Annotated in this window: 25 protein-coding genes and 1 riboswitch; of the genes, 11 read left to right on the top strand and 14 right to left on the bottom strand. The window is 73.3% G+C overall.

The window, feature by feature from the left end:
• Window positions 1-7 precede the first annotated feature (7 nt).
• From cobO to ACIBK9_RS13800, 5 genes are read right to left on the bottom strand one after another with little or no spacing between them, the layout of a single operon-like run.
• Window positions 8-610 (bottom strand): cob(I)yrinic acid a,c-diamide adenosyltransferase, encoded by a 603-nt coding sequence (cobO, locus tag ACIBK9_RS13820; RefSeq protein WP_397158049.1) that lies wholly within the window; start codon window positions 608-610, stop codon window positions 8-10.
• Between the two features lie 2 nt (window positions 611-612).
• Window positions 613-2742, bottom strand: coding sequence for a VWA domain-containing protein (locus ACIBK9_RS13815; RefSeq protein WP_397158047.1), 2130 nt, complete (start codon window positions 2740-2742; stop codon window positions 613-615).
• Window positions 2739-3290 (bottom strand): histidine phosphatase family protein, encoded by a 552-nt coding sequence (locus tag ACIBK9_RS13810; protein WP_397158045.1) that lies wholly within the window; start codon window positions 3288-3290, stop codon window positions 2739-2741. Before ACIBK9_RS13810 ends, ACIBK9_RS13815 begins: the two co-directional genes overlap by 4 nt.
• Window positions 3291-3295: 5 nt before the next feature.
• Window positions 3296-4081, bottom strand: coding sequence for a CbtA family protein (locus ACIBK9_RS13805; protein WP_397158043.1), 786 nt, complete (start codon window positions 4079-4081; stop codon window positions 3296-3298).
• A gap of 9 nt (window positions 4082-4090) precedes the next feature.
• The gene (locus ACIBK9_RS13800; RefSeq protein WP_352320001.1) at window positions 4091-4282 is read right to left on the bottom strand and encodes a CbtB domain-containing protein; all 192 of its coding nucleotides are present in this window, start codon (window positions 4280-4282) and stop codon (window positions 4091-4093) included.
• Window positions 4283-4316: 34 nt separating this feature from the next.
• A riboswitch (cobalamin riboswitch) is annotated at window positions 4317-4446 on the bottom strand.
• Between the two features lie 176 nt (window positions 4447-4622).
• Here ACIBK9_RS13800 and ACIBK9_RS13795 point away from each other — a divergent pair.
• Together ACIBK9_RS13795 and ACIBK9_RS13790 are read left to right on the top strand one after the other, a co-directional pair.
• Window positions 4623-5054, top strand: coding sequence for a nuclear transport factor 2 family protein (locus tag ACIBK9_RS13795; RefSeq protein ID WP_397158041.1), 432 nt, complete (start codon window positions 4623-4625; stop codon window positions 5052-5054).
• Window positions 5055-5165: 111 nt separating this feature from the next.
• A complete protein-coding gene (locus ACIBK9_RS13790; RefSeq protein WP_397158039.1) occupies window positions 5166-6602 on the top strand; it encodes an MFS transporter in 1437 nt (478 codons plus the stop codon).
• A gap of 15 nt (window positions 6603-6617) precedes the next feature.
• Here ACIBK9_RS13790 and ACIBK9_RS13785 read toward each other — a convergent pair whose 3' ends face one another.
• The 3 genes from ACIBK9_RS13785 to ACIBK9_RS13775 all read right to left on the bottom strand — a co-directional run bounded on the left by ACIBK9_RS13785 (window position 6618) and on the right by ACIBK9_RS13775 (window position 9236).
• Complete coding sequence (locus ACIBK9_RS13785; protein WP_397158037.1) at window positions 6618-7463, bottom strand: helix-turn-helix transcriptional regulator; 846 nt, start codon at window positions 7461-7463, stop codon at window positions 6618-6620.
• Between the two features lie 108 nt (window positions 7464-7571).
• A complete protein-coding gene (locus ACIBK9_RS13780; RefSeq protein WP_397158035.1) occupies window positions 7572-8003 on the bottom strand; it encodes an AAA family ATPase in 432 nt (143 codons plus the stop codon).
• 42 nt (window positions 8004-8045) lie between these two features.
• Window positions 8046-9236, bottom strand: coding sequence for an MFS transporter (locus ACIBK9_RS13775; RefSeq protein ID WP_397158033.1), 1191 nt, complete (start codon window positions 9234-9236; stop codon window positions 8046-8048).
• Between the two features lie 57 nt (window positions 9237-9293).
• Here ACIBK9_RS13775 and ACIBK9_RS13770 point away from each other — a divergent pair, with 57 nt between their 5' ends.
• The 5 genes from ACIBK9_RS13770 (at window position 9294) to ACIBK9_RS13750 (ending at window position 12744) form a co-directional block, all read left to right on the top strand.
• Window positions 9294-9683 (top strand): MerR family transcriptional regulator, encoded by a 390-nt coding sequence (locus ACIBK9_RS13770; RefSeq protein WP_397158031.1) that lies wholly within the window; start codon window positions 9294-9296, stop codon window positions 9681-9683.
• Between the two features lie 161 nt (window positions 9684-9844).
• Complete coding sequence (locus ACIBK9_RS13765; protein WP_397158029.1) at window positions 9845-10411, top strand: RNA polymerase sigma factor; 567 nt, start codon at window positions 9845-9847, stop codon at window positions 10409-10411.
• Window positions 10408-11397 carry a CU044_5270 family protein gene (locus ACIBK9_RS13760; protein WP_397158027.1) on the top strand — a complete coding sequence of 330 codons (990 nt, stop codon included), beginning with the start codon at window positions 10408-10410 and terminating at the stop codon, window positions 11395-11397. The genes ACIBK9_RS13765 and ACIBK9_RS13760 overlap by 4 nt, the downstream gene beginning before the upstream one ends.
• On the top strand, window positions 11394-11801 hold the full coding sequence (locus ACIBK9_RS13755) for a hypothetical protein (RefSeq protein ID WP_397158025.1): 408 nt from the start codon (window positions 11394-11396) through the stop codon (window positions 11799-11801). The genes ACIBK9_RS13760 and ACIBK9_RS13755 overlap by 4 nt, the downstream gene beginning before the upstream one ends.
• A gap of 76 nt (window positions 11802-11877) precedes the next feature.
• Window positions 11878-12744, top strand: a complete 867-nt coding sequence (locus ACIBK9_RS13750) for a methyltransferase domain-containing protein (protein WP_397158023.1) — start codon at window positions 11878-11880, stop codon at window positions 12742-12744.
• 31 nt (window positions 12745-12775) lie between these two features.
• On the opposite strand, the gene ACIBK9_RS13745 is transcribed toward ACIBK9_RS13750, so the two are convergent.
• Window positions 12776-14083 (bottom strand): FAD-binding oxidoreductase, encoded by a 1308-nt coding sequence (locus ACIBK9_RS13745; RefSeq protein ID WP_397158021.1) that lies wholly within the window; start codon window positions 14081-14083, stop codon window positions 12776-12778.
• 93 nt (window positions 14084-14176) lie between these two features.
• Between ACIBK9_RS13745 and ACIBK9_RS13740 the strand changes: the two genes are divergently transcribed.
• Window positions 14177-17362 carry a BTAD domain-containing putative transcriptional regulator gene (locus tag ACIBK9_RS13740; RefSeq protein ID WP_397158019.1) on the top strand — a complete coding sequence of 1062 codons (3186 nt, stop codon included), beginning with the start codon at window positions 14177-14179 and terminating at the stop codon, window positions 17360-17362.
• A gap of 126 nt (window positions 17363-17488) precedes the next feature.
• On the opposite strand, the gene ACIBK9_RS13735 is transcribed toward ACIBK9_RS13740, so the two are convergent.
• On the bottom strand, window positions 17489-20182 hold the full coding sequence (locus tag ACIBK9_RS13735; protein ID WP_397158017.1) for a BTAD domain-containing putative transcriptional regulator: 2694 nt from the start codon (window positions 20180-20182) through the stop codon (window positions 17489-17491).
• Between the two features lie 125 nt (window positions 20183-20307).
• Between ACIBK9_RS13735 and ACIBK9_RS13730 the strand changes: the two genes are divergently transcribed.
• Window positions 20308-20793 (top strand): hypothetical protein, encoded by a 486-nt coding sequence (locus ACIBK9_RS13730; protein ID WP_397158015.1) that lies wholly within the window; start codon window positions 20308-20310, stop codon window positions 20791-20793.
• A gap of 223 nt (window positions 20794-21016) precedes the next feature.
• On the top strand, window positions 21017-21385 hold the full coding sequence (locus ACIBK9_RS13725) for a hypothetical protein (RefSeq protein WP_397158013.1): 369 nt from the start codon (window positions 21017-21019) through the stop codon (window positions 21383-21385).
• Window positions 21386-21670: 285 nt separating this feature from the next.
• Here ACIBK9_RS13725 and ACIBK9_RS13720 read toward each other — a convergent pair whose 3' ends face one another.
• Window positions 21671-22081 carry a VOC family protein gene (locus ACIBK9_RS13720; protein WP_397158011.1) on the bottom strand — a complete coding sequence of 137 codons (411 nt, stop codon included), beginning with the start codon at window positions 22079-22081 and terminating at the stop codon, window positions 21671-21673.
• A 96-nt stretch (window positions 22082-22177) separates the two neighbouring features.
• On the opposite strand from ACIBK9_RS13720, the gene ACIBK9_RS13715 reads away from it, so the two are divergent.
• Window positions 22178-22330 carry a hypothetical protein gene (locus ACIBK9_RS13715; protein ID WP_397158009.1) on the top strand — a complete coding sequence of 51 codons (153 nt, stop codon included), beginning with the start codon at window positions 22178-22180 and terminating at the stop codon, window positions 22328-22330.
• A 47-nt stretch (window positions 22331-22377) separates the two neighbouring features.
• Here ACIBK9_RS13715 and ACIBK9_RS13710 read toward each other — a convergent pair whose 3' ends face one another.
• From ACIBK9_RS13710 to ACIBK9_RS13700, 3 genes are all read right to left on the bottom strand, one after another.
• Window positions 22378-22755 (bottom strand): GntR family transcriptional regulator, encoded by a 378-nt coding sequence (locus tag ACIBK9_RS13710; RefSeq protein WP_397158008.1) that lies wholly within the window; start codon window positions 22753-22755, stop codon window positions 22378-22380.
• Window positions 22752-23573 carry a hypothetical protein gene (locus ACIBK9_RS13705; RefSeq protein WP_397158006.1) on the bottom strand — a complete coding sequence of 274 codons (822 nt, stop codon included), beginning with the start codon at window positions 23571-23573 and terminating at the stop codon, window positions 22752-22754. Before ACIBK9_RS13705 ends, ACIBK9_RS13710 begins: the two co-directional genes overlap by 4 nt.
• Before the next feature lie 139 nt (window positions 23574-23712).
• Window positions 23713-24105, bottom strand: a complete 393-nt coding sequence (locus ACIBK9_RS13700; RefSeq protein ID WP_397158004.1) for a hypothetical protein — start codon at window positions 24103-24105, stop codon at window positions 23713-23715.
• Between the last annotated feature and the right edge of the window lie 234 nt (window positions 24106-24339).

Genomic DNA, 24339 nt, shown 5'->3' with positions numbered 1-24339 from the left:
CGGGGAACTACCACTCGATGCCCTTCTGCCCCTTCTGCCCGGCGTCCATGGGGTGGCGTACCTTGCCCATCTCCGTCACCAGGTCGGCGACCTCGATCAGCCGTGCGGGCGCGTCCCTGCCGGTGATCACGACGTGCTGGCTGCCCGGCCGGTCCGTCAACGCCTTCAGCACGTCGTCCAGGTCCAGCCACCCCCACTTCAGCGGGTACGTGAACTCGTCCAGCACGTAGAACCGGTACGTCTGCGCCGCCAGGTCGCGCTTGATCTGCTCCCAGCCCTCACGGGCGTCGGCCGCGTGGTCGTCCTCGCTGCCGGGCCGCTGGATCCACGACCAGCCCTCGCCCATCTTGTGCCAGGCCACCGGGCCGCCCTCGCCCGTCTCGCCGAGCACCTTGAGCGCCCGTTCCTCGCCGATGCGCCACTTGGCCGACTTCACGAACTGGAACACCCCGACCGGCCAGCCCTGGTTCCAGGCCCGCAACGCCATCCCGAAGGCGGCCGTGGACTTGCCCTTGCCCGGTCCGGTGTGCACCATCAGCAGCGGACGGGTCCGCCGCTGGCGCGTGGTCAGGCCGTCGTCGGGCACGACAGCCGGTTTTCCCTGAGGCATGTTCAGACCGCCTTCCTGTGGTCACGGACGACCGAACCGAGATCGGCCAGAGAGTCGAGAGGCACGAGCCGCGCGCGCAGCCGCGAGGCCAGCCGGACGGCCAGGCCGAGCCTGACCGGCCCGCTCTCGCAGTCCACGACCACCGACGCGGTGCCGGCCAGCAGCGCGGCGGCCCGGTCCACGTCGCCGCCGGCCGTGGCCCGTCCGTCGGTGACCAGCACCAGCAGCGGACGCCTGGCGGGGTCGCGCAGCCGTTCCACGCGCAGCACCTCCGCCGCGCGCACCAGCCCCGCCGCCAGCGGCGTGCGCCCTCCGGTGGGCAGGGAGCGCAGCCGGGCCGCGCCCGCCTCCACCGACGAGGTGGGCGGCAGCGCCACCTCCGCGCCGGCGCCCCGGAAGGTGATCAGTCCTATCTTGTCCCGCCGCTGGTAGGCGTCGAGCAGCAGGCTGAGCACGGCCGTCTTGACCGCGGTCATCCGCTTGCGCGCCGCCATCGAGCCGCTCGCGTCCACCACGAAGAGCACGAGGTTGCCCTCCCTGCCCTCGCGCACCACCTCGCGCAGGTCGTCGCCGCGCAGCGCCAGCCCAGGGCCCTGGTGGCCGCGTTCCCGCTGGTGAGGCGCCGCTGCCAGCAGCGTCGCCGGCACATGGAGGTCGCGTACGGGGCCGAGCGGGCGGCGCGCGCCGGCGCTCCGGCCGCGCCGGGTCCGGGACCGCGACCGCCGGCCCACCGCTCCCTCGCCGACCCCCGGCACCTCCAGCAGCGGCACCCGGTACGGCGCGGCCACGCCCGCCACCTGCGCGGCTGTCTGGGAGGCCGTCTGGGGCGCCGCCGCTCGGGAGGCCGCGGCCCCCGTGGCGGTCGCCGCGTCCGGAGCGGGCTCTCCGGCCATCGGCGGCGCGTCCGCACCGGCGGCCGCGGACGGCGGCGGGTCAGCGGCGGCCGTCCGGCCGTCCGCCGAGGGCTCGGCGCCGGTCGGGTGGTTCCGCGTTTCGGGCCCGGTGCCGTCGCCCGGTGGCGGCGTGCCGCCAGGTCCGCCGGGCCCGGAGCCGTCGGGACCGCCGTCGCGGCCGCCGCCGGGCCCGGAGCCGTCGGGGCCGCCGTCCGGGGCGTCGTCGCCCGACGTGCGTTCCAGCAGCTCGTCGAGCAGCGCCTCGTCCAGGCCCGGAGCGTCGAACGGATCGCGCCGCCTGCGATGCGGCAGCGACAGCCGGGCCGCGGCCCGCACGTCCTCGGTCGTCACCGTGTCGCGGCCCTGCCAGGCGGCGTGGGCGATGGCCGCGTTCGCCGTCACCAGGTCGGCACGCAGGCCGTCGACCTCGAAGGCGGCGCACACCGTCGCGATCTGCCGCAGCCGGGCGTCCGGCAACCGCACGCCGGGAACCCGGGACCGCGCGGCGGCGATGCGGGCCGACAACGCCGATTCCTCCGCCGTCCAATGATCGGCGAACGCCGCCGCGTCCGCCTCGAAGGCCAGCCGCCGCCGCACCACCTCGGCGCGCTCCTCCGGGTCGCGGGACGCCCTGACCTCGACCGTCAGCCCGAACCGGTCCAGAAGCTGCGGACGCAGCTCGCCCTCCTCCGGGTTCATGGTGCCCACCAGCAGGAAGCGGGCGGCATGGCGCACCGACACCGACTCCCGCTCGACGTAGCACGTGCCCAGCGCGGCCGCGTCGAGCAGCAGGTCCACGAGGTGGTCGTGCAGGAGGTTCACCTCGTCCACGTACAGGACGCCGCGGTGGGCGGCGGCCAGCAGCCCCGGCTCGAACGCCTTCACCCCCTCCGTCAGCGCCCGCTCGACGTCGAGCGAGCCGGCCAGCCGGTCCTCCGACGCGCCGACCGGCAGCTCCACCAGGGCGGCCGGCCGTTCCACCCGCCCGGCGCCGGGCTCGTGCGGCCCGTCCGGGCACTCAGGGTCGGGTACGGCGGGGTCGCAGGCGAACCGGCAGCCGGGCACCACGGACACCGTCGGCAACTGGGCCGCCAGCGCCCGCACGATCGTGGATTTCGCCGTTCCCTTCTCGCCGCGGACGAGCACCCCGCCCACCCGGGGCGACACCGCGTTCAGCACCAGCGCCAGCTTCAGGTCGCCGAGCCCGACGACGGCGCTGAACGGATAGGTGACGATCAAGACTCAGCCTTCCGGTTGACGTGGACCACCCGCCAGCCGTCCCGCGCGACGGTCAGCTCGGTGGTGGACAGAGGGGCCAGGTCGAAACGGGCCGCGCGCAGCGGATCCAGCCCCAGGACATGGCCGAGCGCCGCTCTGATGACGCCGGCGTCGCAGACCACGACGGCCGGCGGCCCGTCCCGTGCCGAGTCGAGCCAGCCCGCCACCCTGGCGGCGAGCGCGCTCAGTGACTCACCGCCGTGCGGGGCGGCGTGCGGGTCGGCCAGCCAGCTCGCCAGCGCGTCCGGCTCCGCCAGCGCGACCCGTCCGTACGGCAGGCCGCGCCACCGGCCGCAGTCCGCCTCCGCCAGGGCGGGAGTCTCGCGGGCCGCCAGCCCCATGGCGGCGGCCGTCTGCCGCGCGGCCCTGCAGGGAGCGGCCCATGCCGCCGCCGCCTCGACGGGCCCCGACGCGGCGGCCCTGGTCAGGCTCGCCGCGTCGGCGTCCTCGTCGGCGGGAAAGCACCCGGCCCGCATCCCCGGTGTCGTGGCATGCCGGACGAACAGCACCTTGCTCAGCTCGGCGCCGCGACCAGCGGGTGAGCCGCGGTACGCCGCTCCGCCCGGTCGCTCGCCCAGCCGAACAGCACGCCGAACGCCGCCCAGAAGACGAGCTGCGTGCCGAGCGAGGCGAGCCGGAACTCCCACAGCAGCGTGGCGGGGAACCCCTCGGGCACCTCATCGACCGGCGGCAGCAACCACCACGCGGCGACGACGGGCACCAGGAACGCGACCGCCGCCGCCGTCCAGCGAGCCCACGGGCCGCCGTCGACGCGGCGGGCCGTCGCCACCGCGATCGCCGTCGCCGCCAGCCCGACGAGGATCATCACCACGTAGAGCAGCGTGCGGCTGTCGATGGTGTCCGGATCGCCCACCGCAGGCGGGTTGGCCGGATACTTCACGAAGGGCACGAGGATGATCGCGGCGAACGCCGTACCGGCCGCGGCCATCGCCAGCCGCCCGTCGGAACGCGGGCCGACCCGCCCGCGCAGTCCGGCGAACACCAGGGCGAACACCCCGCCCACGGCCAGCCCGTAGAGCCCGGTGGCCAGGAACAGCCCCGCCTTCTGCACGGGCCTGCCGACCACGGCGTCCTCGCCGTGGCTGTGCTCGGCCGCTTCGGCGTGGCCGTGCCCGGCCGTCCCGGCGTCCGGATCGGGCGCCTCGGCCTGGGCGGCGGCCTCCTCCAGGGCGATCGCGTGGTCCACGCGAGGTTCACCGAAGGCGAAGGCGAAGGCGCCCGCGATCAGTCCGGCCAGGAGTCCGACGAGCAGACCTCTGGCCAGGAAGGTGCGTACCATGACGGGCCCTCAGTGGCAGGGCACGCCGAGCAGGTGACGCCCGTCGTGCATCAGCTCGTGCAGGAAGGTGCCGGTCTGGGAGATGGCGCCGTTGTCCATCAGAACCAGGTAGGCGACCAGCAGCAGCACGGGCACGGCCAGCAGCAGCCAAGGGCGCAGGCGGGGAAAGGGAATCGTCGACGGGGTGGACAACCCGGTCATGTCAAGCCTCCTCAGGGGTCACGCGTCCCATATCACGAGGTCACGGCTGCCAAGCGACCTGGCTCCCGGGATCTACGTCCCGGATACAGTGGCGCGTCCGCACCGGCATCTCACCGGATTTCCCTTGGACAACCGTGAAATCTACCGGAACGTATCCTTTCCTCACGTTCGCGTCAACATGCGACCGGTGCCCTTGGGCCACCTGCCGCTCCCCGGCGCGCCTTTGCGAAAGGCCCAGAATTTCACCTCGTCGAGTCTGCGGATCTAGCCTGCGTTGGCCATTCGACCGCATATCGACAGCCACGCTGGGCATCGAGCGAATATAGGAGGATCCGGTGCCATGAATGTTGCCCGCGAGGTGCGCGACCGCTATACGGACGCGTTCAACGCCCACGACATGACGGCACTGCTCGGCACTTTCAGCCCGGCCGGGGTGTCCATCAGCCCCGAAGGCGTATCTCAGGGACACAGCGAGCTGGCCTCCTATCTGGAGGAGTTCTGGACGGCGTTCCCCGACGTCCGGGCCGTGATCACGGAGTCCTCCGAGGCCGAGGCCACAACCGTCGACGAGCTTCTCATGGTCGGAACTCACCGGGGGCCGTACACCATGCCCGACGGTCAGGTGCTGCACGCGACGGGCCGCCCTGTCCGTTTGCGATGCTGTTATGTCTGCACAGTGGAAGACGGACTCATCACGAGTTTGCGCCTCTATTTCGATCAACTGGAGTTGCTCACCCAGCTCTCCGACTCGGTGATTCTGCAGCGTCCTTAGCGGGTTGCCGGACGCGACGGATCGCCCCCCGCGTCCGCCCGTCCTGCACCTGACAGATGTACCCTCAGCAGGGCTCTGGTTGATCTTCGCGGCCGGTCGCACTCTGGCCGCATGACGACGGACACACACGACCTGACCGCCGCTGACACGACCCCGCGATGGGGGCTGCGCGGCTGGCTCGTCCTCATCACGTTGTGCGGCGCGACGTTGATGACCGGGCTGGACTACTCGATCATCACGGTGGCGCTGCCGGAGATCGGCAGGGACCTCGGCTTCTCCTCCGCCTCGGCGCTGCAGTGGGTGGCCACCGCCTGCCTGCTGCCGACGGCCGCGTTGATGCCCTTGTTCGGACGCGCGTCCGACATGGTGGGCAGGCGCCGGTTGTTCGTCATCGGCGTGGCGGCGTTCTCGGTGTTCTCGTTGCTGGCCGGGCTGGCGCCGACCCCGGGGCTGCTGGTGGCGGCCCGCGCGGGACAGGGCGTGGCCGCGGCCATGATCGGCCCGACCGCGCTGGCGCTGATGACCGGCACGTTCCCCGAAGGGCCGCAGCGCACCAGGGCGCTGGGCGTCAACGGCGCCCTGCTGTCGCTGGGCTTCGTCGTCGGGACGATCGGCGGCGGGCTCATCACCAGCGGCCTGAACTGGCGCTGGACGATGCTCATCCTGTTCGCCATCGGCGTCCTGGTCATGACGGGCGCGGTGACGGTCGTGCGGGAGACGGCCGTACGCGGCCGGGCCAGGCTCGACGTGCCCGGCGCGCTGCTGGCGAGCGGCGGCCTGTTCGCCCTGGTCTACGGCATCTCGACCGGCGGGGCCGCGGGCTGGGGCAGTCTGCCGACGCTGGCGACCTTGACGGCGGCGGCCCTGCTGCTGGGCGCGTTCCTGGCCGTCGAGGCGCGGCACGCGGCCCCGCTCGTCCCGCTGCGGCTGCTGCGCCGCAGGACGGTCAAGTGGGGCATGACGGTCGGGCTGGTCACCTTCGGGATGTGCGGCGGCGCGACCCTGCTGCTCAGCATCCACATGCAGGACGTCCTGGGCTACACGCCGCTGCAGACCGGGCTCGGCTTCCTCGGGGAGGGCGTCGCGGCCCTGGTCGCGGGCAGCTTCGCAGCCAGGATGATCAGCACGCGAGGGACGGCGGCGACCATCGTCACCGGCCTGACCGTGCAGGCCGCCGGCACCGCAGCCATGGTGTTCCTGCCGGCCCAGGGCGGCCTGGTCCTGCTGCTGGCGACGTCGGCCACGATGGGGTTCGGGCACGTCCTGACGGTGGTGGCCGCCGTCACGACCATCACGTCCGGGCTGGGTGAGGCCGACCAGGGCGTGGCGGGCAGCCTCGCCCAGATGCCCACCTTCGTCGGCGCCGTCGGCGTGGCGGGGCTCACCGCGATCGCCGCCGTCCGTACGGACGCGCTCGCCTCCGCCGGCACCGAGGCGTCGGCCACCCTCGGCGGCCTGCACGCCGCCTTCCTGGTGGCCGGCGCGGTGGCGCTGGCCGGCGCCCTCGTCGGCGGCGCCCTCCTGCGCCGCCCGGCCCTGGCCGCGTGACCCGCCCCTGAGGCCCTACGGTGAGACGGCGGCGGCCAGCTCGGCCAGCCGCCGCAGCCGTTCCTCCGACGGCGAACCCGCCTCGGCCTGGAAGACCGTCACGCCCTGCCCCTCGTCGTCGGGCGTGCGCAGGAGCTCGGCGGTGAGGGTCATGACGCCCACTTCTGGATGGCGATAGTCGCGCGAGATGGAGGCGCAGTTGCTCACCGGGTGCTCGGTCCACATCGCACGGAACTCAGGGCTGAGCGCCAGCAGCTCGTCGACCAGCGCCTTCAGCCCTTCGTCGGTGGGGAAGCGGCTCAGGGAGCCCTCCAGGTAGGCGATGTCGTCGCGGGCCTTCTGCGCCCAGTCGGCGTACAGCCCGCGGGAGAAGTCCAGCTCCAGGAAGTCGAGGCGGACGAAGTTCGGCTTCTCCGCCCCCCCGAAGGGCCAGTGGGGGGCGAGCAGCGCGTGCGCCGGACGGTTCCAGGCCAGGATGTCGCCCCGCCGGCCGACCGCGATCGCGGGCCGGTCGGTGAAGGCGTCCACCATCAGCCTGATGCCGGGACGCAGCTGCTCGGGCTTGGCCCTCGCCCCGGCCCGGGCGGCCCTGGCCAGCCGGTGCAGGTGGGCCAGCTCGTCGTCGTCCAGCCGCAGGACGCGGGCGACTGCGTCCAGGACGTCGTCCGAGACGTTGGGGCTCTGCCCCTGCTCCAGGCGGGTGTAGTAGCCGACGCTGACTCCGGCCAGCGGCGCCAGCTCCTCCCTGCGCAGCCCCGCCACGCGCCGATGCCTGACTCCCGAGCTCAGGCCCACGTCCTCGGGACGCAGCCGGGCCCGTCGGGACCGCAGGAACTCGCCAAGTGCAGAAGCGGGATACATAGCACCAAGACTGCCAAACTCCCCACCCGCAGAAGGCCGTCCGGCGCCCTCAGCGGCTGATGGAGATCGCGCCCTGTCGGGAGGGACCGTCGACGGTGGTCCAACTGCTCACAGGCGTGTCGCTTCGCCTGTCACGAGGCCCGCGTTCTGGAGAATCAGCCCGACGGTCCGGGCCAGGGTGCTGCTCTCGTCGATGATCGTCTCCGTCGCGCCGGGCAGGACGTCCTGTTCGAGGTACCACCGCCGCATGTCGTCGAAGCTGAACTGGGTGCGCTGGCACATCACGTCGAGCAGCCCGATGTTCACGCCGTCCGCCTTGTCGCGCTCGCGGAGGATCTCCCGGCGTACGACGTCCTGACCGATGAGGGCCATGCCGCGCTGGTCATACGTTTCCCGCACGGTGCGGGCCACGGTGGACTTGCCGGATCCGGAGTTGCCTCGAATGACGATCAGGACGGTGTTCGGTGAGCCGATGAGCACCGTCCGACAGTACCGGGGGTGCCGCCCGTCCTGCGGCGAGCTTTGCAGGAACGCTCTCACCTGGTCCTCTGGACGGCCGTCGGCGCGGCGGGTGGGCGGGAGTCAGGCGGCGGTCGGGGCCTGGTGTTCGGCGGTCTTCGGTGACGTCCGTGGCCGGGGCAGGACGAGGTAGGTGAGGGCCAGTCCGATCAGGCTCAGTGCCGCGCCCGCCAGGCCGGTCCACCGCAGCGCGCCGGCGGCGACGATCGCGCCGCCGATGACCGAGCCGGCCGCGGCCCCGAGGTTGAAGGCGCCGACGTTGGCGGAGACCGCCAGGTTCGGGGCGGCGCCCGCGTGGTGCAGGATCAGTCCCTGGAGCGGGGCGATGGTCGCGGTGGCCAGCAGGCCGAGCACCAGGACCGCGGCCACGGCGGCAGGCTGCCACACCACGGCGAACGGGACCAGCAGGAGCGTCCCCGCCAGCCCGCCGAAGACCCCCCGTACGGTGGCGCTCATCGACTTGTCGGTCAGCCGTCCGGCAGTGAGGTTGCCGATGAAACTGCCCGCGCCGTAGGCGAGCAGCAGACCGGAGACCGCCGCGGTGGAGAAGCCGGAGACGCGGATCAGCAGCGGGGCGATGTAGGTGAACACCGTGGCGACCCCGGAGAAGCCCACCGCGGTGGTGGCGATGGCGAGCAGGACCGGCCGGCGCGTCACCACGCGTACCTCGTCACGCAGTCGCGTGGACGGCGCCTCCTGCCGGGGCAGGACGGCGGCCAGAAGCATGGCGCCCACCAGTGACAGCACGGTCAGCACGGCGAAGGGAGCCCGCCAACCGGCGCTCTCCCCGAGCAGTGCCCCCAGGGGCACCCCGAGGAGCGTGGCCACGGTGAAGCCGGAGGCCACGGTGGCGATGGCCGAGCCCGTCCGCTCGGCCGGGACCACCCGGGTCGCCGTCACCAGTGCCAGAGCCAGGAAGGCGGCGTGGCTGAGCGAGGACACCACGCGGCCTGCCAGGAGCAGGCCGAACGACGGCGCCGCCGCGCTGATCGCGCTGCCCGCCGCGAACAGCAGCATCAGCCCGACGGCGAGCCCCTTGCGCGGCAGACGCGAGGTCAGCAGGGCCATGAGCGGCCCTCCGGCCACCACTCCGAGCGCATAGGCGGTCACCGCCTGTCCGGCGGTTCCCACGGAGACGTCGAGATCAGCTCCGACCTGGGGCAGCAACCCGGCGATCAGGTACTCCGAGGTGCCCACGACGAAGACGCTTGAGCACAATGCCGCGAGCGTCGCGAAACCCTTGTCCATCTTCATGCCGTAGACGCTAAAGTCTCACATTGATATGAGAGTCAAGGCGAGCGGGGTGTCGTCGTGCGCATCGGTGAGCTGTCCCGGCGGACCGGCGTGGCCGTGCATCTGCTCCGCTACTACGGGGAACAAGGTCTGCTCCACCCGCAGCGGCGCCCCAGCGGCTACCGGGAATACGTCGAGGAGGACGTCGCCGTCGTCCGCCGCATCCGCAGCCTGCTGGCCGCCGGCCTGAACACCTCGACGATCATGACGGTCCTGCCGTGCCTGCGGGACGCCGGCGACCGCCTCGTCCCCACCTGCTCTGACCTGGTCGCCGACCTCCACCGGGAGCGCGCCCGCATCGCCCAGGCCATCAGCGACCTCCAGACCTCCATGGACGCGCTCGACGACGTCATCGCCGCGGCCCCGGCCGACGTCACCCGCCGGGCCCGGGCCGCGCTCGACGCCTGAACGGCACCCACCACACCGGCCGCGGCGTGGCCCTCAGGGGTGGCTCGGCCCCCGCCGATGAGTTCCGGCTCCCTGCGGGCCGTGGTGAGTGGACGTCGTGAACACTTGTCTCGTGATCGGTGAAGAACCGGTGTGAACCCAGGGATCGAGAGGTGACCTCGATGTCACGCGCGCTGCCGGCCCAAGCAGCGGACGCCGTGATCATCGAACAGTCCAGGCGGGAGCCGGAGCGCTTCGCCGCCATATTCGACCGCTACTACCCCGAGATCCACGGCTATGCCGCGCGCAGGTTAGGCGCGGGCCTGGCCGACGACGTCTCCGCGGAGACGTTTCTCATCGCCTTCGACAAACGGGCAGGCTACGACGTCTCCCGTGCCGACGCGCGGCCCTGGTTGTACGGCATCGCCTCCAACCTCATCGCCCGCCATCATCGCGCCGAAGTACGCCAGTACCGGGCCATGGCCAAGGCGGGCGCCGACAGCCCCGTGGAGGACCACGCCGATCAGGTCGCCGGGGCCGTCGACGCGGGAGCCCGCACGTCCCGGCTGGCCGAGGCGCTCGCCGAGATCGCCGATCGCGATCGGGACGTGCTGCTCCTGGTCGCCTGGGCGGAGCTGACCTCGGAGGAAGCGGGCAGCGCGCTCGGCATCCCGGCCGGAACGGCCCGCTCACGACTGCACCGGGCCCGCAGCAGAATCCAAGCCGCACTGGAAAGGGACGGATCATGAACGACCTCGAAAGGCTGCGCGAGGACTGGGCGCGCCCGGCGCCGCCGGCCCCCGACGCCCAAGCCGCGGCGCGGGCGGCTCTCCTGGCCCGCGCCGGCCGTCCACGCCCCAGGCGCGGATGGGCGATCCGGGCGCTGGCGGTGGCCGCCGGCGCCGTGATCATCACGGCCGGGGTGAGCGTGTTCCAGGGAGAGCGCACGCTGCCCGCCGCCAACGCCCAGGTGGTGCTGACCAGGATCGCGGCAGCCGTACAGGAGAAGGAGTTCACGCCGCCCCGCGGCGACCAGTGGATCTACACCGAGAACCGTGACGTGGGCTGGGACAAGGGTATCGACCAGGGCGAACGGCTCACCCCGCGGACACCGCTGCCCGAGACGCTCGAACCGCTCTGGACCCGGGCCGACGGCAAGCGGGTGGGCTATCTGGTGAACGGCAAGCTGCAGACCTCCGATCCCGGTGAGAGGGAGCCGGAGAACACCTACGCGTTGCTGGCCTCGCTGCCGACCGACCCTGACGCGCTCCTGGCCGAATACCGTGAGCTCTACCAGGGGCAGGTCCCTGCCGATGACGAGTGGATCTTCCTGCGCTTCGCCGTGACCCTCAGCCAGAACCTCGTCTCACCGGAGCACGAGGCCGCGATCTTCAAGGCGATAGCCAAGCTGCCCGGAGTGACGGTGGACGAGACGGCGGCCGACACCGAGGGACGCCCGGCGCTGTCGGTCTCTCAAGTCGCCGAAGGCTGGCGCAAGGTCGAAATCCTCCTGGACCCCACGACCTACGCCTACCGGGCGCGGCGGGAGACGGCGATCACCGACCATGAGGAGCGTTACCCCAAGCCGAACGGCGTCCTGATGTACACCTTCAAGGACGGCAAGCAGGTCCCCGTTCCTCCTCATCTGGAGTGGAGCATCGAGAAGGGAACGACCTGGTCGATCTCCGCCCGCGTCGCGATCGGCGTCGTGGACCAGGCCGGGGAGCGGCCATGACCCCCCTGGGCCTGGACATCTCCGACACCACCACCACCACGGAGGCCGTCGCCGCGATCAACCGCACCACCGCGGGCGCACACGGGAGACGCGCGTCAGGCCGTCTCCCGTCTGGTCCATGCGCGCACGTGCGAGACGTCGAGGAGTTCGGCTCCGTCTCCGAGCGGCAGCGCCTCGGAGGCCCTGCCCTCGACGTACCGGCCGAGGAACGCCGGCGTCGGCGCGCCCACGAGCCGGGTGACGCGCTGCCCGTCCACGAGGCCGAGGTGACCGAGGTGGCCCAGGCGGTGCTTGTCGGGCAGCAGCGCCAGGTCCGTGAAGTCCCGGCGCCCGGCGCCGGCGCTCCGCCGCTCGCGGCGTGCCGCATCGTGCGCTCGACCCCGTGCCCCCGCTCGCCGAGATGACGAACCCAGGGCGTCGTGCCTGATTTCAGCCGATGTCGTGCTGACACGGCACGCGGAAGATCGTGAAGATGTACGCATGAGTTCATCGCAGCCCTTCGCCGGCCCCGGGTCCGCCCCGGATCACCGCTACCTGCTCGACAACGCCCGGGTGGAGGCGGGCGAGCGGTTCACCTGGCTGGCCGAGCTGTTCGACGGCGTCACACGGGGGCACTTCGACCGGCTCGGCGTGCAGGCGGGCTGGCGTTGCTGGGAAGTCGGCGCGGGAGGCCCCGGCATCCCCGAGGCGCTCGCCACGGCCGTCGGGCCGACCGGTCACGTGCTGGCCACCGACATCAACCCCACCTGGCTGGACCCGCACGCCGGGTACGAGGTGCTCCGGCACGACGTCGTCGCGGACCCGCCGCCGCAGCCGGGCACGTTCGACCTGGTGCACGCCCGGCTCGTGCTGGTCCACGTGCCCGACCGTGCCCGGGCGCTGGCGACGATGGTGGCGGCGCTGCGCCCCGGTGGCCGGCTGTTGATCGAGGACGCCGACACCGAGCTGCAGCCGCTGGCCTGCCTCGACGAGGCCGGCCCGGCACAGCGGCGCGCCAACCGGCTGCGGCGCGCCGTCCGGGAGTTGCTGACCCGCCGTGGCGCCGACCTGCGCTTCGGCCGGACGCTGCCGCGGGCGTTGCGCGCGGCCGGCCTGGTCGACGTCGCGGCGGCCGGCTGCTTCCCGGTCGGCGGGGTGGCCTGCGACCGGCTGGAGGCCGCGACGGTGCGCATGGTCCGCGCCGAGTTGCTCGCCGCCGGGCTGGCCGACGACGCCGAGATCGACGCGCACCTGGCCGCCGTCGAGGCCGGCGAGCTCGACCTCACCCTCGCGCCGCTGATCTCGGCATGGGGACGCCGCCCGGAACAGCCCGAGCCGCGGCTCACCGAGGCGTCCGAGCCGCGGTGAACCGCGGTGAGACGCGGCCCCCCGGTGGTCGTCAGGCGAGGACGGGGAAGTTGCCGCGGAAGGTGCCGCGGGGATCGCGGGACCGCTTGACGTCCCGGAGGCGGGCCAGGTCGTCCGGGGCGAAGGCGGCGGCGGCGCGCTCGCCCGGCGCGAGGAAGGTGAACGGCTTGCGTCCCGACGTGCAGGGCACCAGCGCCCCCGTCAGCCGGTCCATGCGCTCGCGCACGGCGGCGCCCCCGTCCTGCCCGGGGATGCCGAACAGGTACAGCGCGTACGGCTCCGCCAGGTGCCCGGCCGGGATGCCGGAGGGCCGGGCCAGCGCGCCGCCCAGGTGCCGGACCTGGACGCTGAGCAGCGGGTCGATGGGCTGCTCCAGCAGCACGGCGGCCACGTCGTCGGTCAGCCCGGTCAGCAGTTCGGCGCGGGACATGCCGGGGCCGGGGTCGGTGGGTTCGGCGGTGATGGCGCCCAGTCCGGCGACCGGCAGCACGGCACGGGAGTCGGACAGGCGTCCCGCGATCTTCTCCAGTGGCCGCATCACCGTCTCGGCGTCGCCGCCCGCGCCCAGGTGGGTGGCGTCCACGGCCACCAGCGGGGCGGCGCCGGGGAACTGCAGGAGGTCGTACCAGAGGGTCAGTTCGTCGGGTGCGGTGGCGGTGATCTCGCGGTAGGCCTCCAGGACGGCGGGGGCCGTCGCGGCGGGCCACAACATGCGGCCGCCGTAGAGGTCGGGGGCCGGGTGCAGGTCGAATTCGAGCGCGGTGACGATGGCGAAGTCGCCGCCGCCGCCGCGCAGGGCCCAGAACAGCTCGGGGTCGTCGTCGGCGGTGATCCGGGCGCGCGTGCCCGTGGCGTCCACGATGTCGAAGGCGCGGACGCTGCCGGCCGCCCAGCCGTGCCGGCGGCCGAACCAGCTCAGGCCGCCGCCCAGGGTGTAGCCGGTGACGGTCACCGCCGGGCTGCTGCCGGCCAGTCCGGTCAGCCCGTGCGGGCTCGCGGCCTCCTGGACGCGGCCCCACTTCACGCCGGCCCCCGCGCGGGCGACGCGTTCGGCGGGGTCCACGTGCAGGTGGTCGAGGCGGGCGGTGCGCAGCAGGATCGCCTCGCCGGTGTCGCCCGTGGCTCCGTGGCCGCTCGGCTGGGTGGTGATGGTCAGTCCTGCCAGGTGGGCGTGCCGGACGAGCGCGGCCACGTCCTCGGCGTCGGCGGCCTCGACCACGGCCCGCACGGGCTGGTCGATCGCCAGGTTCCAGGGCCGCCGGGCCTGCTCGAACCCTTCGTCGCCGGCCGCGAGCACCGTGCCCCGGACCACTCCGCGCAGTTCGTCCCCGATGTTCATGTTCACGCCTCTCTCGTCGATGGGTCCACTTTGTCGGGTGAGGGCTGGGGTCGAGCTGGGATCGAGTTGAGGTGCCGTAGGGTGGGGACGGACATGGCAGGGTTGGAGTTCCGGCTGTTCGGGCCGCTTGAGGTCGCCGGCGGGCAGGGTGTGCTGGATCTCGGTACGCGTAAGCAGCGTGCCCTGGTCACGATGCTGGCCCTGGAGCCCGGCCGGGTGGTGTCGCTCGACCGGCTCATCGACGAGCTGTGGGCGGGGGAGCCGCCCGCCGGGGCGACCCGCACTCTGCAGGCGTACATCGCCCATCTGCGCCGGGTGCTGGAGCCCGACCGGCCGCCGCGTACCCCGCCGCGTTTCCTGCTCACCCGTGAGCCGGGCTATCTGCTGGCCGTCGCGCCCGGTCAGGTGGACCTGTGGCGGTTCGCCTCCTGGGCCGGTGAGGGTCGCGCGGCGCTGGCGGGTGGCGCGCCCGGCCGGGCCGTCGAGCTGCTCGACCGGGCGCTCGGGCTGTGGCGGGGGGAACCGCTGGGGGAGTTCGCCGGTCAGGAGTTCGCCCAGTCGGTCGCCGCGCGGCTCGCCGAGATCCGCCTCACCGCTCTGGAGGACCGTTTCGACGCGCGCCTTGCTCTGGGGGAGGACGCGCCTCTGATCCCCGGTCTGGAGGCGCTGGTCGAGGCCGAGCCGTACCGGGAGCGGGCCTGGTCGCTGCTCGTGCGCGCGCTCTACCGGGCCGGACGGCAGGCCGACGCGCTGGCCGCGCTGCGCCGGGTGCGTGAGCGGCTGTCGGCCGATCTCGGGCTGAGTCCCGGCCCCGACCTGCGGGAGCTGGAACGCGCGGTCTTCGACCAGGCGCCCGAGCTGCGTCCGCCGGCGGCCGAGCCGGTGGCGGCGTTCGTCCCGGCCGCTCCCGAACCGGAGGGCGAGGCCCTCATCGCCCGCTCGGCCGAACTGGAGCTGGTGGCGCGGCGGCTGGGCGCCGCGCGGCGCGGCGACGGTGGGGCCGTGCTGGTCATGGGGGAGGCGGGCATCGGCAAGACCCGGTTCGTCCGGGCCGCCGCCGACCTGGCCGCCGCGCGCGGGTTCCGGGTGGCGTGGGGACGTTGCGCCGATCGCGCCGCCTCGGCCTTCTGGCCCTGGACGCAGATCCTGCGCGAGGCGGGCGATGCCACCGGGTTGCTGTCCGGCCGCGCCCGCGACCCCGAGCAGGATCTGTTCGGCCTGTACGAGCAGGTCCTGGACGTCCTGACCCGGCCGCAGGCGCCTTTGGCCGTCGTCTTCGAAGACCTCCACTGGGCCGACGTGTCCTCGCTGCGGCTGCTGGAGTTCGTCGCCGAGTCCGCGCTGCGGCGTCCGCTGCTCGTCCTGGTCACCTGCCGTCCCGAGCCCGGCGACCACCCCGGCGAGCTGCGCGGGACGCTGGCGGCGCTGACGCGGTCGGGTGAGCGCCTGGAGCTGCCGCCGTTCACCTCCGGCGACGTGGCCGCCTTCCTGCGGGCCAAGCACGTCGCCGACGAGCCCGGCCTGGTCGGCGACCTGCTCGACAGGACCGGCGGCAACCCCTTCTACCTCGGCGAGGTGCTGCGCCTGCCGCGCGGCGAGCGCACGGTTCCCAGCGGCGCCCGTGACGTGATCGAGCGTCGCGTCGCGCGCCTGCCCGACGAGACCCGGGTCCTGCTCGCCGCCGCCGCCGTGGCCGGCCGTGACGTGGACGCCGGCCTGCTGGAAGCCGTCACCGGCAGCACCGCCGAGCAGGTGATGGCCGCTCTGGAGCCGGCCGTCGCCACCGGTCTGCTGACCGAGCCGCCCGCCGGGCCCGACTACCGCTTCTCGCACGCTCTCGTCCAGGAGGCCCTGTACGCCGGGCTCGGCAGGCTCGACCGTTCGCGCCTGCACCTGCGTACGGGCGAGGCGCTGGAAGGCGTCCTGCCCGAGTCGCGGTCGGCCACGCTCGCCCACCACTTCTCCCAGGCGGGCCGCCTCGACGTCGCGGGGAGAACGCTCAGGTACGCCTCCCGCGCCGCCCGGCACGCCGGCGCGCAGCTCGCCCACACCGAGGCGGCCGGTTTCTGGACGCTCGCCCTGTCGGCGCTCGAACCCGGCCGCGACGCCGAACGCGCCCGCCTGCTCACCGAGCTCGGCCACGCCCACCGCGCCGCCGGTCGGCCCCAGGACGCGCACCGCGACTGGGAGGAGGCGATCGGCCTGGCCAGGGCCGCCGGCGACCGGGAGGCGCTCATCTCCGCGGTCACCGCCATCGGCGGCCCGGCCCTGTGGAACTGGCGCCCGTACGGCGTCGTCGACCCCGACCTGGTCGCCGTCATCGAAGAGCTGCTCGACGGCCCGCTGCCGGACGCCGACCGCGCCACCCTCCTGGGCACCCTCGCCCTCGAACTGCACTACGGTCCCCGCGGCGCCGAGGGCGAACGCCACGCCGCCGAGGCGGTCGCCCTGGCCAGACGGACCGGTGACACGCCGCTCCTGGCCCGCACGATGAACAACTACCTGCTCGCCGCGTTCCGTCCCGGCGGCAACGCCGCGCGGCGCGCGACGGCCGAGGAACTGGCGGCCCTGCCCGGCCTGCCGGTGAGCGGCGAGGTGCTGGCGCGGGTCTCCCTCATGTCCTGCCTGCTGCGCGACGGCGACCTGCCCGGCTGGGACCGGGAACTGGCCCGCTGCGAGGCGCTGCTGGCCGGATCGCCGCGCCCGGAGCTGGAGTCGATGGTGCGCATCGCCCAGACCCCCCGTGCCACCCTCGACGGCCGGTGGGAGGAGGCCGAGGACCTGCTCGCCCGGTACGGCGACATGCGGTTCGCCCCGACCATGTGGGGCCGCCGGTTCCACCGGCTGGTGACCACGTTCACCTGCCGGCGCGGCCAGGGGCGGGTGGCCGAGATCCTGGAGGAGCTGACGGCCGCCGCGGAGGAGCCGCGGCTCGTGCCGCTGCGGCCCGTCGCCGTGCTCGCCGCCGTCGAGTCCGGCCGCGTCGAGCTGGCGCACGAGCTGCTGACGCGCTGGGGGACCGACGTCCCCGACGACTGGGTGGCCGACTTCCTCGTGCCCGTCTGGGGCCTGGTCGCCGCCCGCCTGGGCGTGCCCGATCCGCGCGCGCTCTACGACCGGCTGCTTCCGTACGCCGACCTGCTGGTGGTGGCCGGCATGGGCACCGCCTGCTGGGGGTCCACCCATCTCGTGCTGGCCGAGCTGGCCCGCCGCCTCGGCGACGAGGACGCCGCCCGCGCCCACGCCGCCGCCGCGCGGCCGGCACCGGCGGGCGGCTAGCGGATCTCGCGCAGGACCACGCCGAGCAGCCGGGCGACGCCCAGGGTAGCCCGCCCGGCGCGAGTCGTGGGAGCGCGCCGCGGCGCCGCCCGCACGACGGCGTGCGCCGCCCGTCTCAGCGAAGTCTCAGTGCTTCCTCAACGCTCTGGCCTGCTCCCTGACCTGCTCCGCGCGGGCGTCGCCGAGCTGGTCGAACCACTCCGCCGCGCGCTTCCACGCGTCGAGCGCCGCCTCGGCCTCACCGGCCAGCGCGTGCGTCTCGCCCAGCCTGACCAGCGTCTCCGCCGCGGGATACAGGTCGTCGCAGCTCCGCAGCAACTCCGCGGCGCGTTCGTAGCAGGCCACCGCCTCGGCGTGCCGGCCCATGGCGTCCAGGACGTAGGCGACGCTGTCCCAGGCGTGCCCCTCGCCCTGCGGGTATCCGAAGGCGGCCAGCAGGCGCTGCGCCCGGCGGCAGTCGGCCAGCGCCTGCTCGTACTCGCCGCGCTGGGCGCGCCACCAGCCCGCGTTGTTCAGCGCCCGCGCCTCGCCGACGACGTCGCCGCCCTGCCTGAACAGCTCCATCGCCCGTACGGCGTGCCCCAGCTCCCGCCCCGGCCTGATCCGGCTCAGCGGGACGGTCAGCCCCAGGTGGACGTGCGCCTCAAGGACCGGCTCGGCGAACCGGCGGTGCAGCTCCAGCGCCCGCTCGTAGTGCGCCACCGCCTCCCGGTCGTGTCCCAGCTTGACGTGGGCGCGGGCCATGGCGTTGTGGCAGCGCGCCGCGGCCAGCCCCTCGTCGAGACGCTCGGCCGCCGACAGCGCCACCGCCTGGACGCCGAGGATCTCGGCCCACGGGCCGCGCCGCTGCATGAACTCCGTGAACGCCCAGGCGAGCTGCCAGGCGTGCCGGTCCAGCCCGGCGCCGGTGGCCTCGGCGAGCAGCGCGGGCAGCGGCAGCGACTCCGCGCCGAACCAGCGCAGCGCCTGCGCCGCGCCGGCGAAGCGCTGCACCACGACGCCCGCGACCGGCGGTGGCGGGTGCAGCCGCTCCCGGTGGGGATAGCAGACCTCGCTCGCGGCCAGGCCGGTGTGCACGTAGTGGTCGAGGAGGCGGTGCGTCGCCGCCCGGCGCACCTCTTCGTCGTCGGTCGCGCGGCCCTGCTCGGCCGCGTAGACCCGGAGCAGGTCGTGCAGGCGTACGCGGCCTTCCGCGCGCAGCTCCACCAGGTTGGCGTGGTCGAGCCGGTCGACCGTCTCCCGCGCGCGGTCGACCGGCAGCCCCGCCAGGCTCGCCACCGCCGCGAGCGGCAGGTGCACGCCCGATTCGCGGCCGAGCAGCCGGAAGAGGCGGGCGGCCGGTTCCGGCAGGTCGTGGTAGGAACGTCCGAGCACCTGACGCAGGTCGATGGCCGGATCGGCGTGGACGAACGGCTCCAGCCCCGGACGCGCCAGATCGGCGGCGGCATCGGCCAGCGACAGCTCCGTCCTTCGGGACAGGCGCGCCGCGACGATCGCCAGCGCCAGCGGCAGGTGGCCGCATCGGCGCACGATCCGCGCGGCGGCCTCGGGCTCGGCCGACAGGCGTGCCGCGCCCAGCCGCGCCGACAGCAGCCCGCGGGCGTCGCCGTCCGGCAGGACGTCCAGGCGCAGCAGCGACGCGCCCGCGGTCACCGAGAGGCCGGACAGGTCGGAGCGGGTGGTGATCAGCGTCAGGCAGCCCGGCGCGCCGGCCAGCAGGGGACGCACCTGGGCCGCGTCGCGGGCGTCGTCCAGGACGACCAGCACCCGGCGGCCGGACAGCAGGCTGCGGAACAGCCCGATCTGCGCGTCGAGGCTCGCGGGCACCCGTCCCTCCGGCACGCCGAGCGAGCCGAGGAAGCGGGGGAGCACCGCGGCGGCGTCACTCGCGTCGAGGTCCGCGTGCAGCTGGCCGTCGGGGTAGCGCTCCCGGCGGAGGTGTGCCCAGCGCAGGGCCAGCGACGACTTGCCCACCCCCGGAGGGCCGTGGATCACGCGGACGGGGGCCCGCTCGCCGTCCAGCCGCTCCAGCTCGGCGGCCCGCCCGACGAAGCAGCCGAGGTCGAGCGGGAGCTGGGCGGGCGCCACGGGCTCGGCGGCGCGGGCGCCCCGATCGGGATGCAGCATCCGCTGGTGGACGCGGTGCAGTTCGGGCCCCGGATCGACGCCCAGTTCCTCGGCCAGGAGGGCGCGCACGTCCGCGAAGCGGGTCAGCGCCTCGGCGGTCCTGCCCCACTCGTGCAGCGCCTCGATCAGCGCCGCCGCCACCGGCTCGTCCAGCGGGTACTCCTCGGCCAGCGGCGACAGCGCCGCCACCGCCGCTCCCGGATCGGCGCGGGTCACGGCGCGCGCCCAGCGCAGGCGGACCTCCTTGTGCTCGTCACGAAGGGCGCGGCGCGCCCGCTCCGCCCACTCGCCCGGCAGCCCCATGAGCGGCTCGCCGCGCCACAGCCCGAGCGCCTCGCCCAGCAGCGCCTCCGGCTCCGGGACGGCCGCCGCCCGCTCGGCCAGGCCGCGGAACCGGACGAGGTCCACCGCCGTCTCCTCCACGTCGAGCAGGTAGCCGCCGAGCCGGCGCAGCACGTCGCCGTCGTCGCCCAGCACGTCGTGGCGGAGCTGCGTGATGATCGTGTAGAGGGTTCTCCTGGCGCCGTCGGGCACCTGCTCGCCCCAGATCCTCTCCTGCAGCGCCTCGACCGGGACGACCCGGCCCACCTCCCACGCCAGGGCGGCCAGTGCGAGCGCGACCTGCGGAGGCCGTACCTGGCGGATCCGTGCCTCGCGTTCCAGTTCCACCGGCCCAAGCAACCGAATCAGCATGATCTTCGAGGGTAGTCATGGAGACGGCATTGAGAAATCGTCGAACCGGCGGACGCGCAATCGAAAGCCTCCCTGTTCCGGTAGCCTCATCGGCGCCTGGCCAAGGTGATCAAGAAAAGGGACTGGTGGAGTACGTGATGTGCGAGCCGAAGCATGGCGAGGTCGAAGAGGTCGACGCGGCGGAGACGGACGAACCCGCAGGCGGAGGGACGATTTCGATTCTGTCCCGCATCGATTACCGCATCGAGGATTTTGACCGGCTTCTCGAAGAAGGGCGCAAGTCCTACCGGCGGATACAGCCTGACGCGAGCCCGGAAGAAGTGAACGACGCCGTACCGGACCTGCAGAGTGCCATTTACGAGATCATGCACGCGAACGAGGATCGTATCCCCTTCCCCTTCCCGTCCGGGGTGCCGATCGCGGGCATCACGTGGTTTCTGGAAGTGGACGAGGCGCTGGGGAAAGACGTGGAGAGATCGCCCGAGCAGCCCTTCAAGATAGCCTGCACCATGGAAGACGGCGATCTCATTCATCAACATCGCGACATCTATTACCTGACGGCAGAGGCGCTGGAGTCACCGAGAGGGCCCGACCTCCACTCCGGAGAATAAGTCCAGACGCGCCGCCTGCCGGTCGGCCTCTGGCAGCAAGTGGCCCCGGACGCCCCCCGAAGGGGGACGGCGGCTACCGCCGAAGTTGCAGGCGGACGAACTGCCGTACGGCGGTTGATAGACGAAAAATCTCTACTTTTCGCCGTATTTCACGAGCTCAGGGCCATTGATAGCGTCAGCCGCGCAACACGGAGTGATCCTCAGCCAGGAGGCCGGTGCGGTCGTGCGATGGTTGGCAGCGCTCATCCTGGTCTTGTCCGGGATCCTCGTGGTGACGGGGGCGCCCCCGGCCGCCGCCGCGTCGGTTCAGCCGGGACCGGGCCAGTTCTACGGGCTCCGGGCCCGGGCGCTGAGCAACGCGTCGATCGCGGCGGGGGCCACCACCACGGTCAAGGTGGCGGGCGTGGGCGCGGTGTCCCCGAGCGGGGTCGCGAGCGCGGTCGCGAGCGCCGCGGTGAACTTCGCGGCCAAGGGCGCGAGCGCGGCGGGGGTGGGCGGCGTGCCGGCCTTCGGGGTGGTGTACGTGGCGCTGATGCCCCGGCCACGTCGGCGGGCACCGCATCGCCCGTGCCGACGGCGGCACCGTGCCTGAGCGGTGGCTGATCAGGCAGTGGCCCGACGACGAGAGCGAGCCGGTCAGTTCGAAGGCCGATCACGGACCGGCTCGCGCCGCCATGCCACTCTCGTCGCCGCCGCACATCTGTTTCATCACCACGCTGCGGCTCGACCCAGAAGCGGTTGCGCCGGTCTGGCCCTCTACAAGGTCATCCGCGAGTCACAACTGCTGCTCGCGACCTGGACCGGCGCAGCCCCACCTGCCGTCAGAGGCTCGAACCGTCACGCCGCAACAGCCACCGACAGACCGGACGAAGCACCATCAGGCGCGCTCGGGCCAGACAGGGCCCTCGTCGGTCCACACGACACCCTTGTTGCGGCAGAGACAGAAGGGGTGGCCGACGGGGTCGGTGTAGACACGCCACCCGTAGCCGTTGGGGCCGATGAAGTCCTGCCGCAGGGACGCGCCGAGGGCCAGGACGCGGCTCTGTTCGGCCTCGATGTCGTCGACTTCGAAGTCGAGATGGAACTGCTTGGGGTGCTCGCCGTCGGGCCACTGCGGGGCGCGGTAGTCCTCCACCGGGTAGAAGGCCAGCTCGATCTCGCCGAACCGGATACCGGCCCAGTTCTCGTGGCTGCCCTTCCTGATCGGGCGACCAGTCACCGCGGAGTAGAAGGCCGCCAGTTTCATCGCATCCGGGCAGTCGATGATGAAGTCGGTGAGTCGCAGCATCCCGCGATCCTGCCACAAGATCTGGTCCGCCGGGACTTCGAGACAGGCCCGCGGGCAGATCTGTCGGCGTTGGCGGCGGGCATCCCGTTCTTGCCGATGACGCTGCTCAGCGCCATTCTGGCCCAGTTCTCCGCGCAGATCGCGTTGTCGGCAGTCCACACCCCGGCCGCCGTCGCCGTGCCGGAGCGGCCGACGGCCAACTTCGAGATCATCGACCCCAGGTGTCGGTCATGCGGGCCGGTTCGATGAGCGGCCGGACGTGTCGGCGCTCGCCGCCGTCCAGGATCACGGGGTGGTCATGGCGAGGCAGGTGCTACCGCGCCGGGCGTCAGGGCCGCCTGCACGATGCGGAGCGCTTCGGCCGCGTCGAGGCCGACGCTGGCGATCACGGCGGCGTAGTCGGCGGCGGCCCGGCGGGCCCGTTCCCGGCCTTCCTCGCCGGCGGCCGACACGAACGAGCCCGCCCGCCCGCGCGTCTCGATCAGCCCCGCCTCCTCCAGCTCCCGGTACGCCCGGCCGACCGTGTTGACGGCCAGCCCGAGGTCGGCCGCCAGGTGGCGGATGGTCGGCAGCCGGGCGCCCACGGCCAGCGTACGGTCCTGGATCTGCCGGGCGAGCTGGGCCCGCAACTGCTCGAACGGCGGGACCGGCGAGCCCGCATCGATGACGATCATCGCAGGCCCACCGCACGCCGCGCCGTGGCCGCGTACGACGGCGTCCTGACATGGACGGCGACCAGGGCGAGCACCCCCAGCACCAGGAAACCCACCGAGGCGGCGCTCCACCACCCGGGCGCGAACCCGGACAACAGCACCACCGGCAGCGTCCACAACACAGGCGGCGCGGAGCTCTCGCGCGCGTCCTCGATCCGCATGACGACGTCGGCCGTCAGCGAGACCTCGTCCTCGGCCACGACGGGCCGGGCCAGCATCTCGCGCAGCTGCAGGACGGCGCCGAGGGCGACTCCGGTCACGGCGACCAGCAGCACGACGGCGGCATGCCGTGCGGTGCCCTCGGTGACGGCCAGCGCGCTCACCCCCAGCGCGAAGGCGCAGGCGAAGGTGGCGCCCGCCATGACGGCGTAGGGCCGTCCGAGCAGGGCGGCCCAGCCGAGCTGCACCGGATGGGTCACCCGTCGCGGCAGTGCGGCCCCGGCACGCCGGTCGACGCGCCGCACCCAGGCGTCCAGCAGGGCCTGGGTCAGCAGCAGCGCGACGATCGACCCGCTCAACGCCAGCATCGGCACCAGCCGATTCGATCCGGACCCGCCGGAGGCTCCTGGCAGGGCGGCGACCTGCGCCAGGGAGGCCGCGATGATCAGCACGGCCAGAAGGACGCTGCCCAGCAGCCGCACCCGCCGCCGCACCGCCAGGCGCGTGGCCAGTAATGGCGTCGGCGGGCCGTCGCCCAGGCCGTGCCTCCGCAGCCAGGCCTCGGCGGAGCGGACGTCGGCCGACGGCGGTCCGGCCTCGGACATGGAAGCGTTCGTCATGCCTCCTCCTTTTGTCGCAAGCTTTGTAGCAACATCGTGCGTCATACCTTGCGACAAAGTCAACGCCCGGGACGCTCGTCCTCCCGAGGACGCAAGCCCCGGCTCCGGCAAGCGGAACTGTCAGGCGCCCTCTGGCGGATCAGCGCAAGTAGGGCGCATGGACTGCCTGATGCTTGCGTGCGAACTGGTCGAGGTCCAGGCGGACACCTGTCATCGCCTCGACGGTCGCCAGTGCGGTCTCCCAGTCGCGGTAATTCTCGGCAGGCCGTGTCACGCCCGCCTCGTCATCGGCCTTCATCCGTGCGCACAGCTCCCGCAAGGCTCCGAGATCTGCGTCGAGGGCCGCAGGGTCCTGGTCGGAACACTCCGGGCCATGGGGCGATGAGAGCTGGCCCACCGAGGTGACGAGAATGCCGTCGGCCGCATGGAACAACTCATGAGCGTTGTTGGCCAGCCACCAGAAACCCCATGCCTGTGGTTCCCGGATCCCGCTGAGGGCGGCGCCAAGCGCAGTGTTTCTGCGGCCGTTCATCACGATCTCGCGACGGCAGAGTCTGCGGTTCGGTGGCCATCACATGGGCCACGTGCGCACCCAGGCCCCCGGTGGAGGAAGCGTGGGCCTTGCGCGTGGCCGGACGTGTCGACGGCGGACAGTTCACGGCAACCCGCCGAGGTAATCGTCGGCCGCTGTCAATGACATTCGTCAGGTCAGTGGATTAATCGCGACCCGGTTCGGCCGTTCTCGCAGTTGGAAAGAGAGGTTACC

Origin of the sequence: Nonomuraea sp. NPDC050227 (genome assembly GCF_044459705.1) — a bacterium.
Taxonomy (GTDB): Bacteria; Actinomycetota; Actinomycetes; order Streptosporangiales; family Streptosporangiaceae; genus Nonomuraea.
This window is presented reverse-complemented; position numbering and strand designations above follow the sequence as displayed.